The following is a 21,568-nucleotide window of genomic DNA, read 5'->3' on the forward strand; positions in this document are numbered from 1 at the left end:
CTATTCGTCATCGGAGCGGTTGGCGGCGTTGGAGCCGCCAAGCTCCGGAACGTCGGCGAGCGCGCTCGATCCGAGCTGCTTGATGACGCTGAATGTGCCGTCGGCCTCGAGCACGACCGCGCCGACATTCTCAACGCGGTCAATGCCTTGGTGCCGGATCGCGGCACGCACATCCGCCTCGGCGACGCGCTGCCGGCGCATCGCATCGTGAACGAATTTCCCGTCGAGCAGCAGCAGCGTGGGTTGTGGATTGACGACGACCCGCAACTGACTCCAGTGCGCCACGGCGAAGGCGATCACGAATTGCAGGCCGATCAGGATGGCGAAGCCAACCAATGATTGCGCAACACTGATGTTGCCGGAAAGAACGCTGTTGGCGAAGGTGGAGCCCAGCGCGACGGTGACGATCAGGTCGAAGGCGTACCATTTCGCCAGCGTTCTGGGACCCGCGACGCGGAGCATGATGACCAGAGCGACATAGGTGAACGTGGTGCCGATGGCAGTTCGTAACAGCGGCGCCCAGCCTTGATAGAAAATATGTCCAACATCGACCATCGGACTGCCTGACTAGAGCGGCCAACCCCGGGTCGCGATGAAGATTGCGGCGTCCGCCGCCGCCATCAAGAGCAGGATGATCAGGACAGCGATGACAGCTCCGGGCTGGGTAATCGCGCGAAGGTCTTCAGGCATTCATGGTCCTCCGCATCCTGGCGCTGAGCGGCGTCCATTTCCCGCGCCGCTATTGCTCATTCGCAGGCTCCCGCTAGATATTCGGGCAATGCGCGCGTGCCGCTGTGGTTCCTACGTTGGTTGCCGTGAGGAGAGGTCCTGTGTCCAGAATTGGCGTGATTTCGGATACTCACGGTCTGCTGAGGCCGCAGGTTGAACAATACTTGGCGGGCGTCACGCATATCATCCACGCCGGCGATATCGGTGCCGAGCATGTGCTCGAGGGCCTGCGCAGGATTGCGCCTGTCACCGCCATCAGAGGCAATGTCGACGTTGGCGGTTGGGCAGACCGGTATCCGGCCGCGGAGACGCTGCGCCTGGGTGATCACCGCTTCTATATTCTGCACGATCTTGCGGAATTGAAGGACAAGCGGCCGGGCGCTGTTGATGCCGTCATCTACGGTCATTCGCATCGTGCGAGCGTCAGGATGGATGCTGGAGTCCTTTACCTCAATCCGGGAAGCGCCGGGCCGCGGCGCTTCAGGCTTCCGATCACGCTCGCAACGCTTGATATCGGTGAGGGTGGCGAGCTGCTGCCGGTCATTCATACCCTCGACGAATCTCCCGGGCGGCCCGCATAAGCCGTCTTGAATGGTCGATTTCATACCAAAGCCGAAATGCAGACGTCGGGCAAAACACCTCGCCCCCCCCTGTCAATCCCTTCTCATAAAAATATTCCACTTTACCGAAATTCGGAAATGTCGTATGTGTCGCCCATCCCGGCTCATCCTTGAGGGGCGGTCTCGAGTCGTCTTGATTGCGAGCCGGGCTTGCGGTGGACGCGGGCGGCGTTGGGCGCGAGAGGTGCGGGCAGGGCGGGTAGTCCCTGTGAGCCCGTAACCGCGCGCAGACGAACGGCGCTGTCAGGTTCGTCTCGCCAGCATGCTTCCGGCAACTTCGACGAAGCCGGGGGATCATGCGGCGAACAAGCGAGCCGTGCGGACGGCAAAACCGTGTGGTCCTGGCCGTCGTTGCTACGGTCAAGCCTGTCGCGGAGGTGTGGAGCGTCCAACCGGATCAACCACATCGTCAATTCGCGGGGTGAGGGAGGCCAGAGGGAAATCGGCTCCCGGGAGAGCACGGCATAAGCCGTCAAACCATCGCGCAGGGAAGGCCGAGTGTTCGGCGCCACCTGTATGCTGCTGTGCGGTCTTTTTGCGCTACATTTTCGCGCAGCGGACCGCGGGTGCGAGGTCGGCACCCGGTCTTCCCTGCGCCCTCTTGGTTCGAGAGGGCAGAACGGAAAGCAAAAGCTCGGGTGAAACACGCCGCGAGGCCGCAAAACTGCGTGCAGCGCTCGGTCCCATCGCTCGATTCAAGCGAGCACCGTAGCTCCCCGGGTTCGCTCGGCCGTCTCCATGTAGTTTCGGTCGACGACCCGCAGCGTCCTCCGCACCATGCCGTCGACGATTGCCGCCGACTTGCTGGGGCGCACATAGATCGCCGTGGATTTGAGCAACCACGGCAACACGGCCTGCTCCAGTCGTTCCTGATAGGCGTCGCGCATCATGTCGAAGGCCTGCAAGCCGGGACCGGCGAGAACGACGTGATGCGGGCGCAGCACCGATATTGTGGCGGCGACCGCCTCCGCGAGCGCGTTGCCGGCCTGCCGGAACAATTGCTCGAGGCGGGGATCGCCGTCCCGTGCCCTGTCCCGCAGCAGGGCCATCTGCGCTTCCGACGGTTGTTGCGAGGTCGCGGGCGGCAGGTCGATGATGGTGCGAGCGTCGCGGTAGAGCGCATAATCGGCGAGATAGGCCTCGACGCATCCGCGCTGGCCGCAGCGGCATTGCGGCCCGTTCGGGGCCAGCTTGACATGGCCGATCTCGCTGCTGGCGCCGACGCCCCAACGTGCCTCGCCGTCGACGACGACGCCCATTCCGACGCCGTGGCCGACCGTAATCGTGGCTGCAAGGCCCTCCGCCAGCGCCGGCTCGGCTGCAGCGAGGGCCAGAGCGACCGGGACGGCGTCGTTCGCAATCACCACGTCCACCTCGAAGGTCCGGCGGATCGGCGTCGCCAGATCGACGTCGGTGACCGACAGCGCCGGGCTCCAGAGATGCCGTCCGGTATCGGCATTCACGATGCCTTGCAGCGCGATTCCAATGCCGAGCAGCCGATGGCGCGGCGTGCCCGTCGCCTCCAGCATGCTGTCGATCTGTGCGATCACGATATCACACAGCGCCGTTGCATCGAGCGCGCGGGTCTCGAGGGCGAGCCGGGATTGCGCCAGGTCCGAGCCGCTGAAATCGGCGAGCAGCGTCTCGATCAGGTTCATGCGCAGCGAGACCGCGATGATGCGGCCGAACCCTGGATTGAGCGTCAGTTGGATGGCCGGCCGGCCGCGACGGCGGCCATTGCCGTCCGCGTCGTCTTCGCCGCCATCCTCGGGCCAAGCCGTCGTCGCGTCCGTCTCGGACAGCAGCTCTTCGGCCATCATCCTCGATGTGATCGCCGAAATGGCCGGGAAGCTCAGCCCGGTGCTGCGGGCGAGCTCCACGCGCGGCATCGGGCCCTGGCGCCGCAGGGCTTCGATGAGGCGGCCGCGGTTCGATCCGCGAGCCTGGCTGGAAGTGCGCGTCGGCTTGAGCTCATCGTCCATGCGGCGTCCTTTAATTCGTCGGTTGAAATTATTCGACTATTCGACTTTCGTACATGCGGCACGGTGTCGTTCCAAACGCGGCAAATACGTCACATGTTACCGGCAATACTATTGCAGAGTGAAGACAGACTGCAGATCACGCTTGACGAGCTAATTACCCCCTCCTAATTTATTCACACACAAAATTAAATAGGGCGCAACAAGCGCTGGACGTCAACGCCGGGGGATACCGGTCTGACGAAAGGGAGGTAACACATGAACGGTTTGCTGAAGAAATGGATCGTGCCGTTTTGTGCGAGCGCAGCCGTGCTCGCCATGACATCGGGCCTGGCCGAGGCGCAGCAGAAAAAGACCATTGCGCTGGTCACCAACGTTGCTGCCGACTTCTGGACCATTGCTGGTCGTGGCCTCGAGAAGGCGCAGAAGGAGCATCCGGACTACAACATCGAATTAATCGTCACCAACGAGGGCACCGCCGCCGGTCAGCGGCGGGAGCTGGACGATCTCCTGGTGCGTGGCGTTGCCGGGATCTCCATCTCGGTGGATGACGCGCCGCACGCGACCGAAGAGCTCAACAAGGTCGCGGCCAAGACCGTGTTGATCACGACCGACAGCGACGCGCCCCAGAGCAAGCGTCTCGCCTATATCGGCACCGACAACATCGCGGCCGGCCGCCAGGCGGGCGAGGAGATCAAGAAGGCGCTGCCGAACGGCGGCAAGATCGCCTTGTTCGTGGGAACGATGGACGCGGACAACGCGCGTGAACGGGTGCAGGGCATCAAGGACGCGATCGCCGGCACCAAGGTCGAGCTGGTCGACGTGTTCACCGATCAGGTCGACTTCGCCAAGGCCAAGGCGAACATGGAGAACGTTCTCGTCAAATACCCTGATATCGCGCTGTTGTCCGGTCTGTGGAGCTACGAGACGCCGCTGATCTATGACGCGGTCAAGGCGGCGGGGAAGGCCGGCAAGGTGAAGATCGTCGGTTTCGACGAGGATCAGCGCACGCTGCGGGGTATTTCCGACGGCACGATCGAATCGACCGTCGTGCAGCAGCCCTATGAGTTCGGATACCTCTCGGCGACCAACATCATCAAGACGCTGAACGGCGACAAGTCCTGGATTCCCAAGGATAGCAAGCTGATCGTTCCGACCAAGGTGATCAGCAAGGCCAATGTCGCCGAGTTCACGGCGCAGTTGAAGGACCTGCTCAAGAAGTGACGTCAGCGCATTTCGGTGCCCGGCAGCTGTCTCTGCCGGGCGCTGGATGGGAGGGAGCGCCGAATGGTGGAGACGCTGCTTGAGCTCGCGGGGATCGGGAAGACTTATCCCGGCGTCAGGGCTCTCGATAATGTCAGCCTGCGCCTGCATCGTGGCGAAGTGCTGGGCCTTATCGGCGAGAACGGCGCGGGCAAATCGACGCTGATGCGCGTCTTGGGCGGCGTGATCGAGCCGAGCGAGGGCGTCATCCGCATCGCTGGCACGGAATACGCCCGCATGACGGTGGGCGAGGCGACGCGGGCCGGCATCGCCTTTGTGCACCAGGAGCTCAATCTGTTCGAGAATCTGGATGTTGCAGCCAACGTGTTCATCGGTCGCGAGAAGCTGACCGGCGGCCCGTTGAAGCTGGTGGACAGCGCACAAATGCGCGCCGGCGTGACGCCTCTGCTGGCGCGGCTGGGCGCCGACTTCACCCCCGATACGCTGGTCGGCGATTTGTCGATCGCGCAGCGCCAGATGGTGGAAATCGCAAAGGCCCTCTCGATCGACGCCCGTATCATCATCATGGACGAGCCGACCTCGAGCTTGACGATTTCCGAGACCGAACGGCTGCTCGAGGTAATTGCGGACCTGAAGACACATGGCATTTCGGTGATCTACATCTCGCATCGGCTGGGCGAGATCATGAGCTGCGCCGATCGCGTCGTGGTGCTGCGCGACGGGCGAACGGTGGGCGAACTGGCGCGGCATGAGCTCAGCCATGTCGCGATGATCCGGCTGATGATCGGCCGCGATCTGAAAGCGCTGTACACGCCGCCGAAGCGCCCGCCGCAGCCGGGCGGCTGCAACATCGTCGATCTCGTGACCACCGCTTTTCCCGACAGGCACATCAATCTCTCGGTCCGTCGTGGCGAGATCCTCGGGCTCGCCGGTCTCGTCGGCGCCGGCCGCACGTCCCTGGCCCGGACCGCCTTCGGCATCGACCCGCTGCTGGGTGGCGAGATCAGGATCGACGACGTGCCGGTCGGCGTTGCCTCGCCGCGCGACGCGATCGAACAGGGCATCTACCTGGTGCCGGAGGACCGCAAGAAGTCCGGACTGGTGCTGGAGCTGCCGATCCGGGAGAACGTGACGCTTGCAAGCCTGCTGAATTACGCGCGGATGTGGCTGGTCGACGGCGCGGCCGAGCGCAAGGCCGCGAATGAACAGGCGAGGCGCCTGTCGATCAAGGCGCCGAGCGTCGATATCGAGGCCGTGGCGCTCTCCGGCGGCAACCAGCAGAAAATCGTGCTGGGCAAATGGCTGTCCATGCAGCCGCGCGTGATGTTCTTCGACGAGCCGACCCGCGGCATCGATGTCGGCGCCAAGAGCGAGATCTACGCGCTGATGCGCGATCTTGCCGACCGGGGCGTGGCGATCGTGATGATCTCCTCGGACATGGAGGAGGTGATCGGCGTCTCCGACCGGGTGGCGGTGATGCATGAAGGCGCGGTCAGCGGCGTTCTGGAGCGCGATCAGCTCAGCGAATACAACGTGCTGCGGCTAGCGATGGGCCAGGCGGTGCAAACCACGGAAGTCGCTGCGTCATGACGAAGAAGGAACTTGGCCTCGCCGTGTTGCTGGTGGTCATCTCGGCCATCACGGGCATCATCAATCCGGCCTTCCTGTCGCTGGTGAACCTGCTGAACATGGCCAATCTCATCGGCCTGTTCGGCGTATTCGCGCTCGGCGAGGGGCTGGTAATCATTACCGGAGGAATTGATCTCTCGCTCGGCTCGATGTTCGCGCTGCTCGGCGTCGTCTTCATCGACCTGCTGACGACGTATCAGGTCCCCTGGCCGCTGGCGCTGTTGCTCGTCCTGCTGGGCGGAGTGGCGCTCGGCGCCATCCAGGGTTTCCTGATCACGCGGCTGAAGATGCAGCCGTTCATCGTGACCTTGTGCGGCCTGCTGATCTATCGCGGCACCGCGCGCTACTATACGAGCGACTCGACGCGTGGCTTCGGTTATGGCGACGAAGCCGCCACGCTCAGCAACATCGCCTCGGGCAACGTCGCGGGTATCCCGAACACCTTCATCTTCCTGGTCATTCTGGCGCTGATCCTCGGCGTTCTGCTGCACCGTTCGGTGTACGGGCGCTGGCTCTATGCCGTCGGCAAGAACGAGGAGGCGGCACGCTTCTCGGGCATCAGCACGAACCTCGTGATCGCGGCCGCCTATATCATCAGCGGCGGCCTGGCCGGCGTCTCGACCGTGATGTTCGTGTTCTACACCAATTCGGTCTCGCCGAGTTCGTTCGGCAATTTCTACGAACTCTATGCGATCGCCGCCGCCGTCCTGGGCGGGTGCAGCCTGCGCGGCGGCGAGGGCTCCATTCTCGGAATCGTGCTGGGGACCGCGCTGCTCCAGGTGCTCCAGAATCTCGTCAATATCCTCGGCATCCCCAATTCCCTGAACTTCGCGGTGATGGGATCGGTGATCCTGATCGGTGTGCTGGCGGATCGGCAATTGCAGACCCGGCGGCAGCGGAAGATGGCGTTGGCCAGCATGGTCCGCACCCCATCCAAAGCGACGACGTCGCAAGGCGAGTCGGGCGCGCCACGCGGATCGGCGGCTTTGACGACAGGCACGGGCGATCGCCGATGACAGCTTAGCGCGTTACCCGCTGCAGGGCTTTGGGCGGGAGCGCGACAAGAAACAGACAAAGCCGGGGACGCTTGGAGTACTACAAATGCCGTTGCATAGATCAGTTTACGTCGCACGTCTGTGCGGCGCGGGGGTCGTTTTGTCATCACTGCTGAGCGGTGGAGCGAATGCCGCCGATCTTCTCACGAAGGCACCGCCGGTCCCTTATGCGACCGATGATTTCTGGACGAGGCCGTATCTGTTCGGCGATCTCGGCAGGACGAAGCTCAAGGAGCAAGGCATCGAGCTGGGCCTGACGCTCGGCGACGAAGCCGTCGGCAATCTGTCGGGCGGAAGCAAGAACACGGCGGCCAATGCCGGGCAACTGTGGTTTGGCGCGAAGTTCGACATGGGCAAGCTTGTCGGCATCCAGGGTGGCACCATCGGTCTTACATTGGTCGATCGTTTCGGAAAGAATCTGAATACCGAAGCGGGCATTCCCGCCTTGCAACTGACCAACGAAGTGTTCGGCCGCGGCAACATTCTGCGACTGACGCAGCTCTACTACTCGCAGAAGCTCTTCGATGACCGCCTCGAACTCAAGGGCGGCCGCCTTCCGGTCGGTTCGGACTTCTTCTTCGGTCTGTGCGAGTTCATCAACCTGACCTTCTGCGGCGGTCAGCCGGGCAACATCCAGGGCGGGTACATCTATAACTGGCCGGTGAGCCAGTGGGCCGGCGTCGTCCACTACAAGTTCGCCCCGGAGTTCACGATTTCTGCCGGCGTCTACGACGCCAATCCGAATTATCTCACGACCGACGATCCGACCGTCTATTTCCTGCCGGGCGTTCCTCACTCGACTCCCGCCAGCGGCGTGCTGGTGCCGGTGGAGTTGGTCTGGACACCCAAGGCTCCCTTGACCGGGACCTGGAGATTTGGCGGCTGGTATGACAGCGCCTCCACCATTGATGGCGGCATGCCGGGTATCATCTCCACCGTTCCGGGCGTCGGCGGCGTCCCGGATCAGAATCTCGGGGATCAGCGCGGCCGCTACGGCGTCTACGAATCGATCCTGCAACGCTTGACAGTGGATGGGGCCGGCGCGGTCGGGTGGTACGCCTTCCTCAATACGACGGTTGCCGATCACCGGACCTCGTACCAGGACTACCAGATCGCCGGCGGCTTCAAGCACACCGGAACGTTCGCCTGGCGTCCCCAGGACGAAGTCGGCTTCGCCGTGGGCACGACCCACGTGAACTCGGCGGCCCTCAGCCCCAACGCCGGCGGCAACGAAGTGCCGCTCGAAGTCTGGTACGGATGGCAGGCGACCGGCTGGATGAATCTCAAATTCGACGCGCAATACGTGATCAATCCCGGCGGGCGCGGCTACAACGGCGCGGGCGTGAAGACCGACAATGCCGTGGTTCTTGGTATGCGTACCGAGGTCCACTTCTGAACGGTGGCGCGTTCGATCAGAGCGCGCCGCACGACTTCGATGCATGCCCGTACTCGGGCATGCATCGTCGTCGTCAGATCCGGGCCGGCAGGAGCTCGCGCGCTGAGCCTACTGACGAAAAGGGCGCAGCGGGCGTCTCAGACCCAGCCGCCATCGACGATGTAGTGCTGCGCGGTGCAGGCGGAGGCTTCGTCGGAAGCGAGGAAGACGGTGAATTTCGCGACCTCGTCCGGCACGAGCCGGCGCTTCAGGCACTGTCTCTGCTGGAGTTCGATCTCGCCCGCCGGCGTCATCCATTTCTCGAGCTGACGCTCCGTCATGATCCAGCCCGGTGCGATCGCGTTGACGCGGATATTATAGGGGCCGTAATCGCGCGCCAGCGAGCGCGTCAAGCCGATCACGCCTGATTTGCTGGCGGTGTAGGCCGCCATGCCGCCCTGTCCCGCGATCCAGGATACCGAGCCGAAATTGATGATGGCGCCGGCGTTCGCGGCCTTCATGTCCGGCAGCACGGCTTGGGATGCAAAGAACTGGTGCTTGAGGTTGACGGCGATGCGGTCGTCCCAATATTCGGGTGTCATCTCCTCGGTCTTGTGCCGTTCGTCATGCGCGGCATTGTTGACGAGGATATTGATCGCGCCGTGCGTGTTGCGCGCCTCCGCCACGCCTGCGCGTAGCGCGGGGATGTCGGTCAGGTCGACGTGCTGGAAATGCGCAGCGAGGCCCCGATCGGACAGCTCGCGCGCCAGGCGTTGTCCCTCGTCGACCTTGATGTCGAAGAACACGACTTTCGATTTCTGCTCCGCGAACCGCCGCACGATCGCAGCCCCAATTCCCGCCGCACCTCCGGTGACGAGCACGACCTTGCCGGCGAGGTCGGAGTAAATGGCAGCCATGGATATCTCTCAATGTGTTGCGGCCGACGCGACGGGTCGCCCTGATTCTTTTCCGGACCTTAGCCATTCCTTTCGTGAGGTGCATAGATCAGAATTTTAGTTGCGTACCTCAAAAATCGAGAGCAGGATTGCGCTCAAAGAATAAAAGCTGCCGGGAGGATCTGATGAGACTGCTCGAGAAGCTGGGACTCGCCGCTGCCGCATGTCTCCTTGTGGTCAATGTCGCGGTCGCCGATACCACGGTGAAATGGCTCCACATCGAGGTTAACCCGGCCCAGGTGAAGATCTGGGAGGACGTCGCGCGTGCCTATGAGGCGTCGCATCCGGGCGTCAAGATCGAGATGCAGTTCCTCGAGAACGAGGCCTACAAGGCCAAGCTGCCGACCATCCTGCAATCCAAGGATCGGCCGAACATCATCTACAGCTGGGCCGGCGGCGTCCTGAAGACGCAGATCGAGGCCGGTGTCCTCGAGGACATCACTGATCAAGTGAAGGGATACAGCGACAGCCTCACCCCGGCAGCGCTCGCCGCCTTTACCAGCAACGGCCGTGTCTATGGCCTGCCTATCGCGCTCTCGCAGGTCGGCTTCCTCTGCAACAAGGAGCTGATGGTCAAGGCCAAGGTTGATCCCGCCGCAATCAAGACCTGGGACGATCTGCTCGCCGCGGTGAAGACACTCAAGGCCGCCGGCGTGACGCCGATCGTGGTCGGCGGCGCCGACAAATGGCCGCTGCACTTCTACTGGACCCACCTTGCGGTGCGCATCGGCGGTAAGGCGGCATTCGATGCAGCGCTGCGCGACGAGAATGGCGGCTTTGCCGGCGAAACCTTCCAGAAGTCCGGCGAGCTGTTCAAGCAGCTCGTCGAGCTCCAGCCGTTCCAGAACGGATTCCTCGGCTTCAAGAACCCGCAGGCCGTCGGCTATTTCGGCGACGGCAAGGCGGCGATGACGCTCGCGATCTCCAGTGCCTATAATCTGCAGCGCGCGCTCGCCGCCGACAAGGTCGGATTGAGCGAAGACAAAATCTGCTGGTTCGATTTTCCGGTCGTAGCCGGTGGCAAGGGAGAGCCGACGGACACGCTTGGCGGCATCACCGGCTGGCTGGTCACCAAGGGCTCGCCCAAGGAAGCGGTCGATTTCCTGAAGTACTTCATTTCGAAGGACGTGCAGACGAGGCTCGCTGCCGGCAGCTACATCATCCCCGTGGTGCAGGGCGCGGAGGCCGGCCTCAACAATTCCTTCATGAAGATGATCGCGGCCAATCTCGCAAAGTCGCAGTATCACCAGAACTTCTATGACCAGAGCCTCGGCCCCTCGGTCGGTCGCGTCGTCAACGACGTCTCGGCGGAGATCGCTGGGGGCAGCATGAGCCCGCAGGACGCAGCGAAAGCGATCGAAGCGGCGTTCAAGCAGGGTAACTGACGGTGGCGCGGCGGATGGCGATGACCTCGCCGATCAGCGTTGCTGGCAAGGCGGCCCCTCAGGCGCTGCGCGGACCGAGCTGGGACGGCCGCTTCACCGTCCTGATCTTGTTCCTGCCACCGGCATTGCTGCTGTTCACGCTGTTCGTGGTGCTGCCGATCGGCGAAGCAGCCTGGTATTCTGGTTTCAACTGGAACGGCTTTGGCCGGCCGAGCAACTGGATCGGCTTCGACAACTACCGTTTTGTGCTGGAGACCCGCGCCTTCTGGCTCGCGCTACGCAACAACGGGCTGATCATCGTGGTCTCGCTCGCCATCCAGTTGCCGCTCGCGCTCACGCTGGCCTTGATGCTCGCCGAGCGCTTTCGCGGGGCGGTGGCGCTGCGCATGCTGTTCTTCATGCCCTACATCTTGGCTGAGATCGCGACCGGGTTGATCTTCTCGTTCGTCTATGACGGCGATTACGGTCTCGTCGCCTCGATCTGGCGGACCTTCGGCGCCGAGCCGCCGCATCTCCTGGCCTCGACCGACACGGCCATGCTGGCGGTGCTGATCGTGATCGTCTGGAAGTACTTTGGCTTCCACATGATGTTATTCATCGCAGCGCTGCAGAGTCTCGACAAAAGCCTGGTCGAGGCGGCGCGGATCGACGGCGCAACGCGCGCGCAAGCCCTGCGCCATGTCGTCATCCCCCTGCTGTATCCAACGATCCGCTTGTCCGTGTTCTTCGCCATCGTAGGGTCGTTGCAACTATTCGACCTCGTCATGCCGCTGACGCGTGGGGGGCCTGCGGACTCCTCCAACACGATGGTGAGTTTCCTCTACAACAACGGAATCTCGCGGATGCGGGTCGGCTATGGCAGCGCCATCGGCGTCATCCTGTTCGTGATCTGCGTGACCTTCGCCTTCACGTACAAACGATGGTTCATGCGCGATGAGTAGTGCGGAGACCAACCGTGTGCCGTTCGATCCCGCCGTGCCGTTCAAGGTGGCGTTCCTCGCCGTCGTCGCCGTCTTCGTGCTGGTGCCGCTGCTCGCGACCGTGCTCGGTGGCTTCAAGTCGCTCGGCGAATTGCGCGTCAATCCGTTCGGCCTGCCCAGTCATTGGGAATGGCAGAATTATGCGGATATCCTGTTTTCAGGGCGATACTGGCAGCTCTTGCGCAACTCGCTGATCATCTCGACGCTCACGGTGACGTTGACACTGATCACAGCCTCGATGGCGGCGTTCACCTTCGCTCACGTGAAGTTCTTCGGGTCGTCGATGCTGCTGAGCTATTTGACCCTCGGCCTCTTGTTTCCGGCGGCGACCGCCGTGCTGCCGCTGTTCATCAAGGTGCGCGATCTCGGCCTGCTTGACACCTATTTCGGCGTCGCGCTGCCGCAAGTGGCCTTCAGCCTCGCCATGAGCGTGCTGCTGTTACGCCGCTTCTTCAAGGACATCCCCTATGAGCTGCTGGAGGCTGCGCTGGTCGACGGCTGCAGCTACATCAAGTTCTTCCGCTATGTGACGCTGCCGTTGTCCCGGCCAATCCTGGCGACCGTCGGGACCATCACCTTCGTCAACAGCTGGAACGCCTATCTGCTGCCGCTGGTGATGCTCAACACCGATGCACTCTATCCATGGCCGCTCGGCATCATGGTCTATCAGGGCGAGTATTCGTCGGAGTGGCACCTGATCCTGGCCTTCATCACGCTCACCATCCTTCCGACGATCATTCTGTTCCTGCTGGCGCAGAAGCACATCGTCGCCGGACTCACCGCAGGCGCAGTCAAGGGATGATCGATACGTCACGGAGACAGAAATGAGAAAAGTCGGCGTCGGAATCATCGGGTGCGGTGTGATCAGCACCGCCTATCTCAAGGCGGCGCAGCGCTTCCCTGTCATGGAGGTGAGGGCATTGGCCGACATGCGCAGCGATGTCGCGGAGCGGCAGGGCGCCGCCTTTGGTCTACCGGCGATGCGGGTCGATCAGCTGCTGAAGCGGGACGACGTCGAGGTCGTCATCAATCTCACGGTGCCGCTGGCCCACACCGATGTCAGCCTCGCGGTGCTGAATGCCGGCAAGCACGTTCACTCCGAGAAGCCGCTCGGCATCAACGTCGCGGAAGCCCGCAAGGTGATGGATCTCGCCGCGCAGAAGAGCCTTCGCGTCGGCTGCGCGCCGGACACCTTCCTCGGCGGCGGACACCAGACTGCACGCAAGCTGATCGACGATGGTGCGATCGGCACGCCGGTCGCCGGCAGCGCCTTCTTCGGCTGCCCCGGTCACGAGCGCTGGCATCCCGCGCCCGGCTTCTACTATTTGCGCGGTGGCGGGCCGATGCTCGACATGGGGCCGTATTACATCACCGATCTCGTGCAACTGCTCGGTCCGGTTGCCAGCGTGATGGGCTCGACGGCACGCCCGAAATCCGAGCGTCTGGTCACCAGCCAGCCGATGAACGGCACCATGATCCCGGTCGAGGTTTCCACCCATGTTGCCGGCACGCTGGAATTCGAGAGCGGTGCCATCGTCTCGATCGCGATGAGCTTCGATGTGCCGAAGCACCGGCATGCGCCGATCGAGATCTACGGCGACAAGGGCAGCATCCTGGTGCCGGATCCGAACCGCTTCGGCGGCGAAGTGCAGGTCGCGAGGACCGGCGGGGAATGGGAAACGATGCCGTTGACGCACGGTCATGTCGAAGGCGAGTTCCGTTCGATCGGTGTCGCCGACATGGCCTCGGCGATCCTGCACAACCGGCCGCATCGCGCTAGCGGCGCGCTCGCATTCCACGTGCTGGAGGTGATGGAGGCGTTCCAGACCTCGGCTGATGAGGGCCGCCGCGTCAAGATCGAGAGCCGCGTCGAGCGGCCGGCGATGCTGCCGGCCGGACGCGAGACCGGGCAGATCGACTGAGGGAATGACCATGCGCAAGGCAATGATTGTATGGGGCGGCTGGTCGGGGCACGATCCCGATCTCTGCGCCTCGATGATCCGCGGCTGGCTGAAGGCCGAAGGTTTCGAGGTTCGGATCGAAACGACCACAGAGGCGTTCGGCGATCCAGGGATTCATGACCTCTCGTTGATCATCCCGATCTACACCATGTCGAAGATCGAGAAGGCGGACGCGCTCAATCTCTGCGCCGCCGTACGGGGTGGGGTCGGGCTCGCCGGGCATCATGGCGGTATGTGTGACGCGTTCCGTGATTCTGTGGACTACCAGTTCCTGTGTGGCGGGCAGTGGGTTGCGCATCCCGGCAACATCATCGATTACAAGGTCGACGTGTCCAGGCCCGACGATCCCATCATGAAGGGGCTGAAAAGCTTCGAGCATCGTTCCGAGCAATATTACATGCATGTCGACCCCGCCATCGAGGTGCTGGCAACAACGACTTTCACCGGCGAGCATGCGCCCTGGATTGATGGAGTGGTGATGCCGGTGGTTTGGAAGAAGCGCTACGGTGCGGGCAGGGTGTTCTATTCCTCGCTTGGCCACCGCGCCTACGAACTCGACGTGCCGGAGATCCGGACAGTGATGACCCGGGGCATGCTATGGGCGGCGCGCGAATGACAGCTGGCGCGCCGCAGCCGACGGTTCGTGCCACGCTGGAGGACGTCGCGCGCGCAGCAGGCGTTTCGCTCGCCACCGTCGATCGCGTCGTCAACCGGCGGGAGGGCGTGCGTGCCAAGACCGTCGCGCGTGTCGAGGCCGCGGTCGCCAAGCTCGGCTACCGTCCCGACATCGCGGCCGCGCGTTTGGCGCGCGGGCAAAGCTTTCGCTTCGCCTTCGTGCTGCCGACCGGAAGCAACAGCTTCATGACCAACCTGACCGAGCAGGTCCAGCGCACCGCGGACTGGCTCGCCAGCCAGCGCGGTTTCATCGATATCCTCCATGTCGACGTGTTCGATCCGGACGTGCTGGCGCGCGCGCTGGAAAATCTCTCGCCGGCCTATCAGGGTGTCGCTGTCATCGCGCTCGACCATCCCCGGGTGCGCGCCGCGATCGACGAACTCTCTGCGCGTGGCGTGGCCGTCGTGACCCTGGTGTCGGACGCGCCGAGTTCGCGCCGTCTGCACTATGTCGGTATCGACAACCCCGCCGCGGGCCGAACCGCGGCAACGCTGATGGGGCGCTTCCTCTCCGGCCGCGAGGGGAAAGTCGCCGTGATCGCGGGATCATTGTCGCTGCGCGATCACGCCGAGCGGCAGTTCGGCTTCCACCAGATACTGTCCAGCGAGTATCCCAACCTCATCGCATTGCCTGTCATCGAGGGCCGCGACGACAGCGAGCGCACACGGGAGCTCACCGCCGCGCTGCTCAAGCGGCATGCGGACCTGCGCGGCATCTACTGTTGCGGCGCCGGCAATCGCGGCATCGCCGAGGCGCTGGAGGCGTCAGGCCGCGCGCACGAGGTGGTCTGGATCGCCCATGAGCTGACCCAGCATACGCGACGGTTCCTGGTTCGTGGCACGCTCGGCGCCATCATCAACCAGGACCCCGGTCACGAGGCGCGCTCCGCGGCGCGAGTGCTGCTGGCGCATTGCATGGAAGAGCCGATCAGCCCCGATCAGGAGCGTATCCGTATCGACATCTTCCTGCGGGACAATCTGCCGTAAGCTTCAGTTTGCGCGCATCTCGCTCAGAACTGCTTCGCCATCTCCGCGAGGCGGCGGTGGGCGGAGCTGCGGGCAGCGAGGACCGGTTCGGCAGGACCTGCCGTCGGCCCGATCGGCACGAAGCGCACGTCGTTGACGCCGATGAAACGGAGCGCCTCGCGCAAGTAGGGCGTTGCCATGTCGATCCGGCCGCGGTTCATGCCGGTGGCGAAATCGCTGCCGGAGGCGATGATGACGATGGTTGGTCGGTCCTTCAGGAGCGGAAGATAGCCTCCAACCGGATCGAACCGGAACGTCAGGCCGGGCTGAATGACAATGTCGAACCATTGTTTCAGCTTGTAGGGGATGCCGAAATTCCACATCGGCGTCGAGATCAGCACGCGATCGGCCAGCGAGAAGCGCAACGCCATCCGTTCGGCCTCGGCAAAACTGTCCCGCTGCGCGTCGTTGAAGGCTTGCGCCTTCATGCGCGCATATTTGGCTTCGACGATGGGACCGGCAAATTCCGGCATCCGCTCGCGCCAGAGATCGACGACGTCGATATCCCAGTCGGGGCGAGCCTGGCGAAAGCCATCAAGGAAGACGCGCGCGGCGGCGCCCGATTCGGAGTCGGGGCGGGGCGAACAGGATAGATGCAGGAGCTTCGCCACTGCTCATCCCAGCGCTCTGATGACGGCATCTGAACGGGTGACCACGGCGACGTTCTGCATGGCGAAGTTGATCGAAGCAGAGTGCCAATCGGCATTCATGGTCGAGCAGCAATCTTCCGGCACGATCATGAAATAGCCCTTGTCGGCACCGGTGCGTGCGGTGTGCTCGACCGACATGTTGGTCCATGCGCCGGTGTTGATGATCATGTCGCGGTCGGTGGCCTTGAGGATCGTCTCGAGCCGCGTGCCTTCCCAGGCGCTCATCCGCATCTTCTCGACGACGAAGTCGCCAGGACGCGGCTCGAGGCCGGAGACCGGCGCCGCACCCCAGCTTCCGCGCACCATCGCCTTGCTGTCGACCAGACCCTCGAACAGCGGCGCGTTCAGGGTCACGCCGGGCGCGCCGGGCTCGACCACGAACCAGACGTGGATGACGACAACGCCGCGGGCGCGGGCCGCCTCCGCCAAACGCCGGACGTTTTCGACAACATGCTGCTGTTTCGCGTGGCCCGGCGCACCGGAGTCGGCGAATGCACCGCCGTCCATGATAACGTCGTTCTGCAGATCCTGGATGATCATGGCGCAGCGGGTTGGATCGAGCCGCATCTCGCCGTCGGCGAGGATCGGTGCTGAGGCCGCAGGGCCCGCGCGAGTCGTCTCGCCTCCGCCGCGCCGGCCGCTCATATAGGGCTCGTGGCGCGGTCCGGTCTTGGTCGGAATCGCGTAGACTGAATGTGTCGCGGTGAGATAGAGCGTCCGGAAGTCGGGTCCGCCCCAGGCGAGATTGGCGACGAGTTCGGGCACACGGACTTTTCCGAGCAGCTCGCCGCGCGGCGAATAGACCCAGATGCCGCCGGGGGCGGTGACCCAGACGTTGCCGTGCTGGTCGCACTTCATGCCATCGGGAACGCCTGGCTCCAGCTCGGAGCGGATGCCGCTCGCGAACACGCGCACGTTCGACAGCGTGCCGTCAGCATTGACGTCGAACACGCGGATCAGCGCCTGCACGGTGTCGTTGACGTAGAGCAGCCCTTCGTCGGGCGAGAAGCACAGCCCGTTCGGCTGGTCGAACAGGTTGCGATCCACCACCAGTTTCGGCTCGCCCCCAGGCACGACGCGATAGACGCCTTGGAAGCCGAGCTGCCGTGGCCGCTCGACGCCATAGACCGGCATGCGGCCATACCAGGGATCCGAAAAATAGATCGCGCCGGAGGAGTGGACGCAAACGTCATTGGGACTGTTGAGCTCCTGTCCCCCATAGTGCGAGGCGAGCACCTCGCGGCGCCCATCAAGCCGCTCGCGGATCAGAGATGAGGTCGCGTGTTCGCAGACGATCAGATTGAGCTCGGCATCATAGGTCATGCCGTTGCACTTGTTCGACGGACGCTTGACCTCGACGACGCCGCGTCGTGCATCCCAGCGCCGTCGCACGTCGCCCGGCATATCCGAGAACAGCAGATAGTGATCGGCCGGATGCCAGATTGGCCCTTCCGTGAACTCAAAGCCGGTGCCGACCTGCGCGACGGGCGCGTACGGATCGATCAGGGTCTCGAATTCGGAGCGCAAGGTGACGTGCGTCATCGGTCGTTCCTTAGATCGCTCAGGCGGGGAACCAGTTACGGGCGGGCAAGGACTGCACGATCGGGCCCGGGACCTGGTCGTGCAGCCTGCCCACGACATTGCCGCCTTCGATCTTGGCGGGACGGTCGTGCACCGGCAGCAGGTAGCGCGAGTTGCTGAGCAGCTTCTTGATGGCGGCCTTCTCGGCACGCTTGCTGGTGCCGTGGTTACCGGTCGTGCGTGGCTCCCAATCCTGGATCTCGTTGAACGGCGTGACGATCTGGTCGTTGAAATCGTAGATCACGTCACCGCAGATGGTGGCGATGCCATCAGCCGTCTCGACAATGATGTTCATCGAGCCCTCGGTGTGGGCGCCGGCAGCATCGCAATAGACGCCGGGCATCAGCTCGATCGGGCCGGTGATCTCCAGGTCCAGGAAGCGCAGCGCGCTCTTGGTGTGCAGGCGATCGATCAGATGCTTGATGTCAGGGGCTGGATATTGCGGATGCATCAGGCCCGAGACGGAATATTCGAGCTCCTTGCGGTTGAGCACGACGGTCGTGTTCATCGGGAATAGATCGTCCTTGCCGGCGTGGTCGATATGCAGGTGGGTATGGCAGACGAACCTGATGTCGCCCATGCGCACGCCGTGGCGCGCAAGCTGGTTCTCGATCATGTTCTCATGATACTGCAGGCCGCGCATGCCCAGCGTCTCCATGATCTGGTTCGAGCGATAGCCAGTGTCGACCACGACAGGATATTTGCCGCCGAGGATCAAAAAGCCCAGCGTGAGGACGCGGCGGACGCGGCCGCAGTCGCGGCCGAGCACCAGAAAGCTCGATTCCAGTTCGATATCGCCGTAGTCCAGGATCTTGATCTCCAGCGCCATTCGTTGCTCTCCCTCGATTGTTTCTTGTCCGTCAAAGCCGGTAGACGCGCGTTGCGGTGGTGCGGAAGATCGCGTCCTGTTGTTCGATGCTCAGCGGCCCGGTCGCGTCGCGAAACGCGTCGACGAGCTCGCGATAGCTGGTCCACAATTTCTCGATCGGAAAATTGGAGCCGAACAGGCAGCGCTCGGCCCCGAAGATCGCGACGGTGTCGCGGATCACGGCGGCGATATGCGCGGGGTCATTGCGATGGATGAAGGTGCCGAGCCCGGACAGTTTTGAGACGACGTTTGGGCAGGTTGCGAGCCGGGCCATGCCAGCGCGCCAGGCGGCCCGGCCGGCCGGCGAAAGATCTTCGAGCATACCGGCATGCTGCAGGATGAAAGTCACCTTGGGGCAGGATTCGGCGAGCAGCGCCCCATCGGGCATCTGCGGTGTGAACAGCTGCAAATCAAAGCTCCAGCCATAGTCAGCGAGATGCGCGATGTTGCGGCGGACGATGGGATCAATGCAAAGGTCGGGTCTCGCCGCGAAACGATAGAGAGGGTTCTGATGCCAATGCAGCTGCATGCGGACGCCGCGCACGAGGGAATAGCGCTTGAGGCGGTCGAGCTGCGGGCGGACGTCGTCGACCGCGAAATCGGCATAGGCGACGATGGCGTGGGGCCACCCGTGCGAGTCGGCGGTCCGCTGCACCCAGGCGGTTTCGTCCTCGAAACGGTCGTTCGCCCAGTTGGTCTGGACATAGACCGAGCGGGCGACACCGCTGCCCTTGAGATCGTCGAGATATTCCTGAATAGGGTAATCGCGGCGGATGGCCTCGTACGGCCCGAAGATGCGAGGCTGCATCGGCCCGACCAGCCAGGGCAGGTCGGCCTGCCGCCAGATGTGATGATGGCCGTCGACTATCTCGGTCACGCAACTCTCCTTCGTCCCAATGCCAGCATATGCGCGACGATCGAAGTCGTGGATCCACCGTCGACGAGATCGTCGACGAAGCGCTCGATGGCAACGAGCGCTTCGGTCTGCGGGCGGAAACCTGGGCCGGTCGCCAGCGGCGTCAGCCAGCTCAGGCGCCAAGCCCGTCGCGACAGCTTTGCCACGGCGTCCCGCAGCGCATCGGGCTCTCCGCGTTCGAGCCCGTCCGAGACGATGACCACGGTCGCCCCGCGCGCATAGCCGCCGAACCGAGGTACCGCGAGGAAGGCCTGCAGCGCATCGCCGATGCGGGTGCCGCCGTCCCAATCGCTGACGAGATGCGCGGCCGCATTCAGCGCCTGCTCGCGGCGCTTCAGCCGCAGCGCGCGCGTGACGCGGGTCAGCCGCGTGCCGAAGGTGAACACCTCGACGTTGGGCGCGGCCTGCACCAGCGCATGCGCGAGCTTCATGTTGTCCTCGGTGCGGCTCTTCATCGAACCGGAGACGTCGATCAGCAGCAGGAACTTTCGTGGGCGCTGGCGGCGCTTCATGTGGCCGAGGCGCAGGATCTCGCCGTCGCTGCGAACGCTGTCACGTAGGGTGCGGCGCAGGTCGGCAAAGGAGCCGCGGCGCGCCCGCATGCGGCGATGACCACGCCGCCTGGGCAGCCGCCGCGGCGCCTCTCGCGCCAGGCGCCGGAGCGCGTCGGTGGTGGAGAGCTGGGCGAAGCGGCGCTCGACCAGCGCCTCCGTGCGCGTCGCGGTCAGGCCGGACTCATTGGCGTCATCCGCGAGCAGCGGCTCCTCGTCGCCGCGGCCTTCTTCCTGCAGGCGAACGGTCTCGTCGTCCTCGACCTCGTCGGAATGTTCAATCGCCTCGCTACCGCGGAAGTGAAGATCGAACAGTCGTTCAAAAGTCGCGCGGCGCTCGGGCGGCGGGGCAAGAGTGGCCAGTGCTGCCTGTCTGATATCGCTGAGGTCGTGCGGGCCGAGCAGCTCGATCGCAGCGAGGAATGCAGTGGTCTGCTCAGGCGCGACGGCGAAGCTGTTGGCGCGCAGCAGCGCGACGAATGAGACGAACACGCTGGCGGCGCGGGGAAGCCGCGGCTCAGTGCTCATGCGGTCGCCTCCGCCAGCATGGCGTCGAGCCGCGGTGAGATGAAGTGCAAATCCTCCTCGTCCTTCAGCGCCACGCCGATCGAGCGCTTGAACGCATCGGGCCAGCGCGCGCCACCCTTGTGCAGAAGGGTCGCGGCTTCGGCCCAGTCGACCGCCTCGGCAATCCCCGGCGCCTTGCTGAGGGGTTCGCGGCGCAATTTCTCGACTGCCGCCACTACGGCGCGCGCCGTGGACTCCGCAACACTGGAGGCGCGCATCATGATGATCCGCGCCTCACGCTCGGCCGTCGGATAGTCAATCCAGTGATAGACGCAGCGTCGGCGCAAGGCCTCATGCAAATCGCGGGTCCGGTTCGACGTCAGCACCACGACCGGGCGCTCGACGGCCCGCACGGTGCCGCGTTCGGGAATTGAAATCTGGAAGTCGGACAGGAACTCGAGCAGGAAGGCCTCGAACTCCTGGTCGGCGCGATCGATTTCGTCGATCAAAAGCACCGTGGAATCGGGTGCTCGCAGCGCCGCCAGCATGGGTCGCTCGATCAGGAATGTCTCGCCATAGATGTCGATGCTCTCGTCGCCGGCCTGGCGGATCGCCAGCATCTGGCGCGGATAGTTCCATTCGTAGAGCGCGGCGGAGGCGTCGATGCCTTCATAGCATTGCAGGCGGATCAGACGGCGACCAAGCACAGCGGCAATGGCTTTCGCGGCTTCGGTCTTGCCGACGCCCGGTGCGCCCTCGAGCAGCAGCGGCTTGCCGAGCGCGAGACCGAGATAGGCTGCGGTGGCAAGACCCTCGTCGGCGAGGTAATAGGCCGCGCGCAGCGCCTTCTCCAGCGCCTCCGGGCTGTCGATGCCGACGATGTTGCTGCGGACCGCCATGA

Annotated in this window: 21 protein-coding genes; 11 read left to right on the forward strand and 10 right to left on the reverse strand. The window is 63.8% G+C overall.

Annotation, left to right across the window (positions count from 1 at the left end; all coding sequences use genetic code 11):
• Both X265_RS08470 and X265_RS41925 read right to left on the reverse strand, forming a co-directional pair.
• Positions 1-555: a DUF421 domain-containing protein gene (locus tag X265_RS08470; RefSeq protein WP_128964393.1), complete on the reverse strand. Its 555-nt coding sequence runs from the start codon at positions 553-555 to the stop codon at positions 1-3.
• Between the two features lie 12 nt (positions 556-567).
• Positions 568-690 (reverse strand): hypothetical protein, encoded by a 123-nt coding sequence (locus X265_RS41925; protein ID WP_283814958.1) that lies wholly within the window; start codon positions 688-690, stop codon positions 568-570.
• A 140-nt stretch (positions 691-830) separates the two neighbouring features.
• Here X265_RS41925 and X265_RS08475 point away from each other — a divergent pair, with 140 nt between their 5' ends.
• Positions 831-1,310: a metallophosphoesterase family protein gene (locus tag X265_RS08475; RefSeq protein ID WP_128964394.1), complete on the forward strand. Its 480-nt coding sequence runs from the start codon at positions 831-833 to the stop codon at positions 1,308-1,310.
• 734 nt (positions 1,311-2,044) lie between these two features.
• On the opposite strand, the gene X265_RS08490 is transcribed toward X265_RS08475, so the two are convergent.
• Entirely contained in the window at positions 2,045-3,331 is a 1,287-nt protein-coding gene (locus X265_RS08490; RefSeq protein WP_128964395.1) for an ROK family protein, read from the reverse strand.
• 255 nt (positions 3,332-3,586) lie between these two features.
• On the opposite strand from X265_RS08490, the gene X265_RS08495 reads away from it, so the two are divergent.
• From X265_RS08495 to X265_RS08510, 4 genes are all read left to right on the forward strand, one after another.
• On the forward strand, positions 3,587-4,552 hold the full coding sequence (locus X265_RS08495; protein WP_128964396.1) for a sugar-binding protein: 966 nt from the start codon (positions 3,587-3,589) through the stop codon (positions 4,550-4,552).
• 63 nt (positions 4,553-4,615) lie between these two features.
• Positions 4,616-6,142 (forward strand): sugar ABC transporter ATP-binding protein, encoded by a 1,527-nt coding sequence (locus X265_RS08500; RefSeq protein WP_128964397.1) that lies wholly within the window; start codon positions 4,616-4,618, stop codon positions 6,140-6,142.
• Positions 6,139-7,197, forward strand: a complete 1,059-nt coding sequence (locus X265_RS08505; protein ID WP_128964398.1) for an ABC transporter permease — start codon at positions 6,139-6,141, stop codon at positions 7,195-7,197. The genes X265_RS08500 and X265_RS08505 overlap by 4 nt, the downstream gene beginning before the upstream one ends.
• A gap of 85 nt (positions 7,198-7,282) precedes the next feature.
• Positions 7,283-8,632, forward strand: a complete 1,350-nt coding sequence (locus X265_RS08510) for a carbohydrate porin (RefSeq protein WP_128964399.1) — start codon at positions 7,283-7,285, stop codon at positions 8,630-8,632.
• Positions 8,633-8,769: 137 nt separating this feature from the next.
• Here X265_RS08510 and X265_RS08515 read toward each other — a convergent pair whose 3' ends face one another.
• Positions 8,770-9,528 (reverse strand): SDR family NAD(P)-dependent oxidoreductase, encoded by a 759-nt coding sequence (locus X265_RS08515; RefSeq protein WP_128964400.1) that lies wholly within the window; start codon positions 9,526-9,528, stop codon positions 8,770-8,772.
• 164 nt (positions 9,529-9,692) lie between these two features.
• On the opposite strand from X265_RS08515, the gene X265_RS08520 reads away from it, so the two are divergent.
• Genes X265_RS08520 through X265_RS08545 form a run of 6 tightly spaced genes read left to right on the forward strand, consistent with a single transcriptional unit; the run spans position 9,693 to position 15,555 of the window.
• The gene (locus X265_RS08520) at positions 9,693-10,952 is read left to right on the forward strand and encodes an extracellular solute-binding protein (protein WP_128964401.1); all 1,260 of its coding nucleotides are present in this window, start codon (positions 9,693-9,695) and stop codon (positions 10,950-10,952) included.
• Between the two features lie 14 nt (positions 10,953-10,966).
• Positions 10,967-11,893, forward strand: coding sequence for a carbohydrate ABC transporter permease (locus tag X265_RS08525; RefSeq protein ID WP_373291535.1), 927 nt, complete (start codon positions 10,967-10,969; stop codon positions 11,891-11,893).
• Positions 11,886-12,734 (forward strand): carbohydrate ABC transporter permease, encoded by an 849-nt coding sequence (locus X265_RS08530; RefSeq protein ID WP_128964403.1) that lies wholly within the window; start codon positions 11,886-11,888, stop codon positions 12,732-12,734. The genes X265_RS08525 and X265_RS08530 overlap by 8 nt, the downstream gene beginning before the upstream one ends.
• Before the next feature lie 22 nt (positions 12,735-12,756).
• On the forward strand, positions 12,757-13,854 hold the full coding sequence (locus X265_RS08535; protein WP_128964404.1) for a Gfo/Idh/MocA family protein: 1,098 nt from the start codon (positions 12,757-12,759) through the stop codon (positions 13,852-13,854).
• A gap of 10 nt (positions 13,855-13,864) precedes the next feature.
• Positions 13,865-14,509 carry a ThuA domain-containing protein gene (locus X265_RS08540; protein WP_128964405.1) on the forward strand — a complete coding sequence of 215 codons (645 nt, stop codon included), beginning with the start codon at positions 13,865-13,867 and terminating at the stop codon, positions 14,507-14,509.
• Positions 14,506-15,555: a LacI family DNA-binding transcriptional regulator gene (locus X265_RS08545; protein ID WP_128964406.1), complete on the forward strand. Its 1,050-nt coding sequence runs from the start codon at positions 14,506-14,508 to the stop codon at positions 15,553-15,555. Before X265_RS08540 ends, X265_RS08545 begins: the two co-directional genes overlap by 4 nt.
• A gap of 23 nt (positions 15,556-15,578) precedes the next feature.
• Here X265_RS08545 and X265_RS08550 read toward each other — a convergent pair whose 3' ends face one another.
• Genes X265_RS08550 through X265_RS08575 form a run of 6 tightly spaced genes read right to left on the reverse strand, consistent with a single transcriptional unit; the run spans position 15,579 to position 21,566 of the window.
• Positions 15,579-16,205 (reverse strand): FMN-dependent NADH-azoreductase, encoded by a 627-nt coding sequence (locus tag X265_RS08550; RefSeq protein WP_128964407.1) that lies wholly within the window; start codon positions 16,203-16,205, stop codon positions 15,579-15,581.
• A gap of 3 nt (positions 16,206-16,208) precedes the next feature.
• On the reverse strand, positions 16,209-17,786 hold the full coding sequence (locus tag X265_RS08555; protein ID WP_128964408.1) for an isochorismatase family protein: 1,578 nt from the start codon (positions 17,784-17,786) through the stop codon (positions 16,209-16,211).
• 19 nt (positions 17,787-17,805) lie between these two features.
• The gene (locus tag X265_RS08560) at positions 17,806-18,654 is read right to left on the reverse strand and encodes an MBL fold metallo-hydrolase (RefSeq protein WP_128964409.1); all 849 of its coding nucleotides are present in this window, start codon (positions 18,652-18,654) and stop codon (positions 17,806-17,808) included.
• 31 nt (positions 18,655-18,685) lie between these two features.
• Positions 18,686-19,570, reverse strand: coding sequence for an amidohydrolase family protein (locus tag X265_RS08565; protein ID WP_128964410.1), 885 nt, complete (start codon positions 19,568-19,570; stop codon positions 18,686-18,688).
• Entirely contained in the window at positions 19,567-20,688 is a 1,122-nt protein-coding gene (locus X265_RS08570; protein ID WP_128964411.1) for a vWA domain-containing protein, read from the reverse strand. The genes X265_RS08565 and X265_RS08570 overlap by 4 nt, the downstream gene beginning before the upstream one ends.
• Complete coding sequence (locus tag X265_RS08575) at positions 20,685-21,566, reverse strand: AAA family ATPase (RefSeq protein WP_128964412.1); 882 nt, start codon at positions 21,564-21,566, stop codon at positions 20,685-20,687. The genes X265_RS08570 and X265_RS08575 overlap by 4 nt, the downstream gene beginning before the upstream one ends.
• Positions 21,567-21,568: the final 2 nt, after the last annotated feature.

The sequence above is a fragment of the Bradyrhizobium guangdongense genome (assembly GCF_004114975.1).
Classification (GTDB): domain Bacteria; phylum Pseudomonadota; class Alphaproteobacteria; order Rhizobiales; family Xanthobacteraceae; genus Bradyrhizobium; species Bradyrhizobium guangdongense.

What these genes read in the sequence shown, in the direction of transcription:
- X265_RS08470 (WP_128964393.1), bottom strand. Translation starts at nt 555, where the DNA reads ATGGTCGATGTTGGACATATTTTCTATCAAGGCTGGGCGCCGCTGTTA.
- X265_RS41925 (WP_283814958.1), bottom strand. Translation starts at nt 690, where the DNA reads ATGCCTGAAGACCTTCGCGCGATTACCCAGCCCGGAGCTGTCATCGCT.
- X265_RS08490 (WP_128964395.1), bottom strand. Translation starts at nt 3,331, where the DNA reads ATGGACGATGAGCTCAAGCCGACGCGCACTTCCAGCCAGGCTCGCGGA.
- X265_RS08495 (WP_128964396.1), top strand. Translation starts at nt 3,587, where the DNA reads ATGAACGGTTTGCTGAAGAAATGGATCGTGCCGTTTTGTGCGAGCGCA.
- X265_RS08500 (WP_128964397.1), top strand. Translation starts at nt 4,616, where the DNA reads ATGGTGGAGACGCTGCTTGAGCTCGCGGGGATCGGGAAGACTTATCCC.
- X265_RS08505 (WP_128964398.1), top strand. Translation starts at nt 6,139, where the DNA reads ATGACGAAGAAGGAACTTGGCCTCGCCGTGTTGCTGGTGGTCATCTCG.
- X265_RS08510 (WP_128964399.1), top strand. Translation starts at nt 7,283, where the DNA reads ATGCCGTTGCATAGATCAGTTTACGTCGCACGTCTGTGCGGCGCGGGG.
- X265_RS08515 (WP_128964400.1), bottom strand. Translation starts at nt 9,528, where the DNA reads ATGGCTGCCATTTACTCCGACCTCGCCGGCAAGGTCGTGCTCGTCACC.
- X265_RS08520 (WP_128964401.1), top strand. Translation starts at nt 9,693, where the DNA reads ATGAGACTGCTCGAGAAGCTGGGACTCGCCGCTGCCGCATGTCTCCTT.
- X265_RS08525 (WP_373291535.1), top strand. Translation starts at nt 10,967, where the DNA reads ATGGCGATGACCTCGCCGATCAGCGTTGCTGGCAAGGCGGCCCCTCAG.
- X265_RS08530 (WP_128964403.1), top strand. Translation starts at nt 11,886, where the DNA reads ATGAGTAGTGCGGAGACCAACCGTGTGCCGTTCGATCCCGCCGTGCCG.
- X265_RS08535 (WP_128964404.1), top strand. Translation starts at nt 12,757, where the DNA reads ATGAGAAAAGTCGGCGTCGGAATCATCGGGTGCGGTGTGATCAGCACC.
- X265_RS08540 (WP_128964405.1), top strand. Translation starts at nt 13,865, where the DNA reads ATGCGCAAGGCAATGATTGTATGGGGCGGCTGGTCGGGGCACGATCCC.
- X265_RS08545 (WP_128964406.1), top strand. Translation starts at nt 14,506, where the DNA reads ATGACAGCTGGCGCGCCGCAGCCGACGGTTCGTGCCACGCTGGAGGAC.
- X265_RS08555 (WP_128964408.1), bottom strand. Translation starts at nt 17,786, where the DNA reads ATGACGCACGTCACCTTGCGCTCCGAATTCGAGACCCTGATCGATCCG.
- X265_RS08560 (WP_128964409.1), bottom strand. Translation starts at nt 18,654, where the DNA reads ATGGCGCTGGAGATCAAGATCCTGGACTACGGCGATATCGAACTGGAA.
- X265_RS08570 (WP_128964411.1), bottom strand. Translation starts at nt 20,688, where the DNA reads ATGAGCACTGAGCCGCGGCTTCCCCGCGCCGCCAGCGTGTTCGTCTCA.
- X265_RS08575 (WP_128964412.1), bottom strand. Translation starts at nt 21,566, where the DNA reads ATGGCGGTCCGCAGCAACATCGTCGGCATCGACAGCCCGGAGGCGCTG.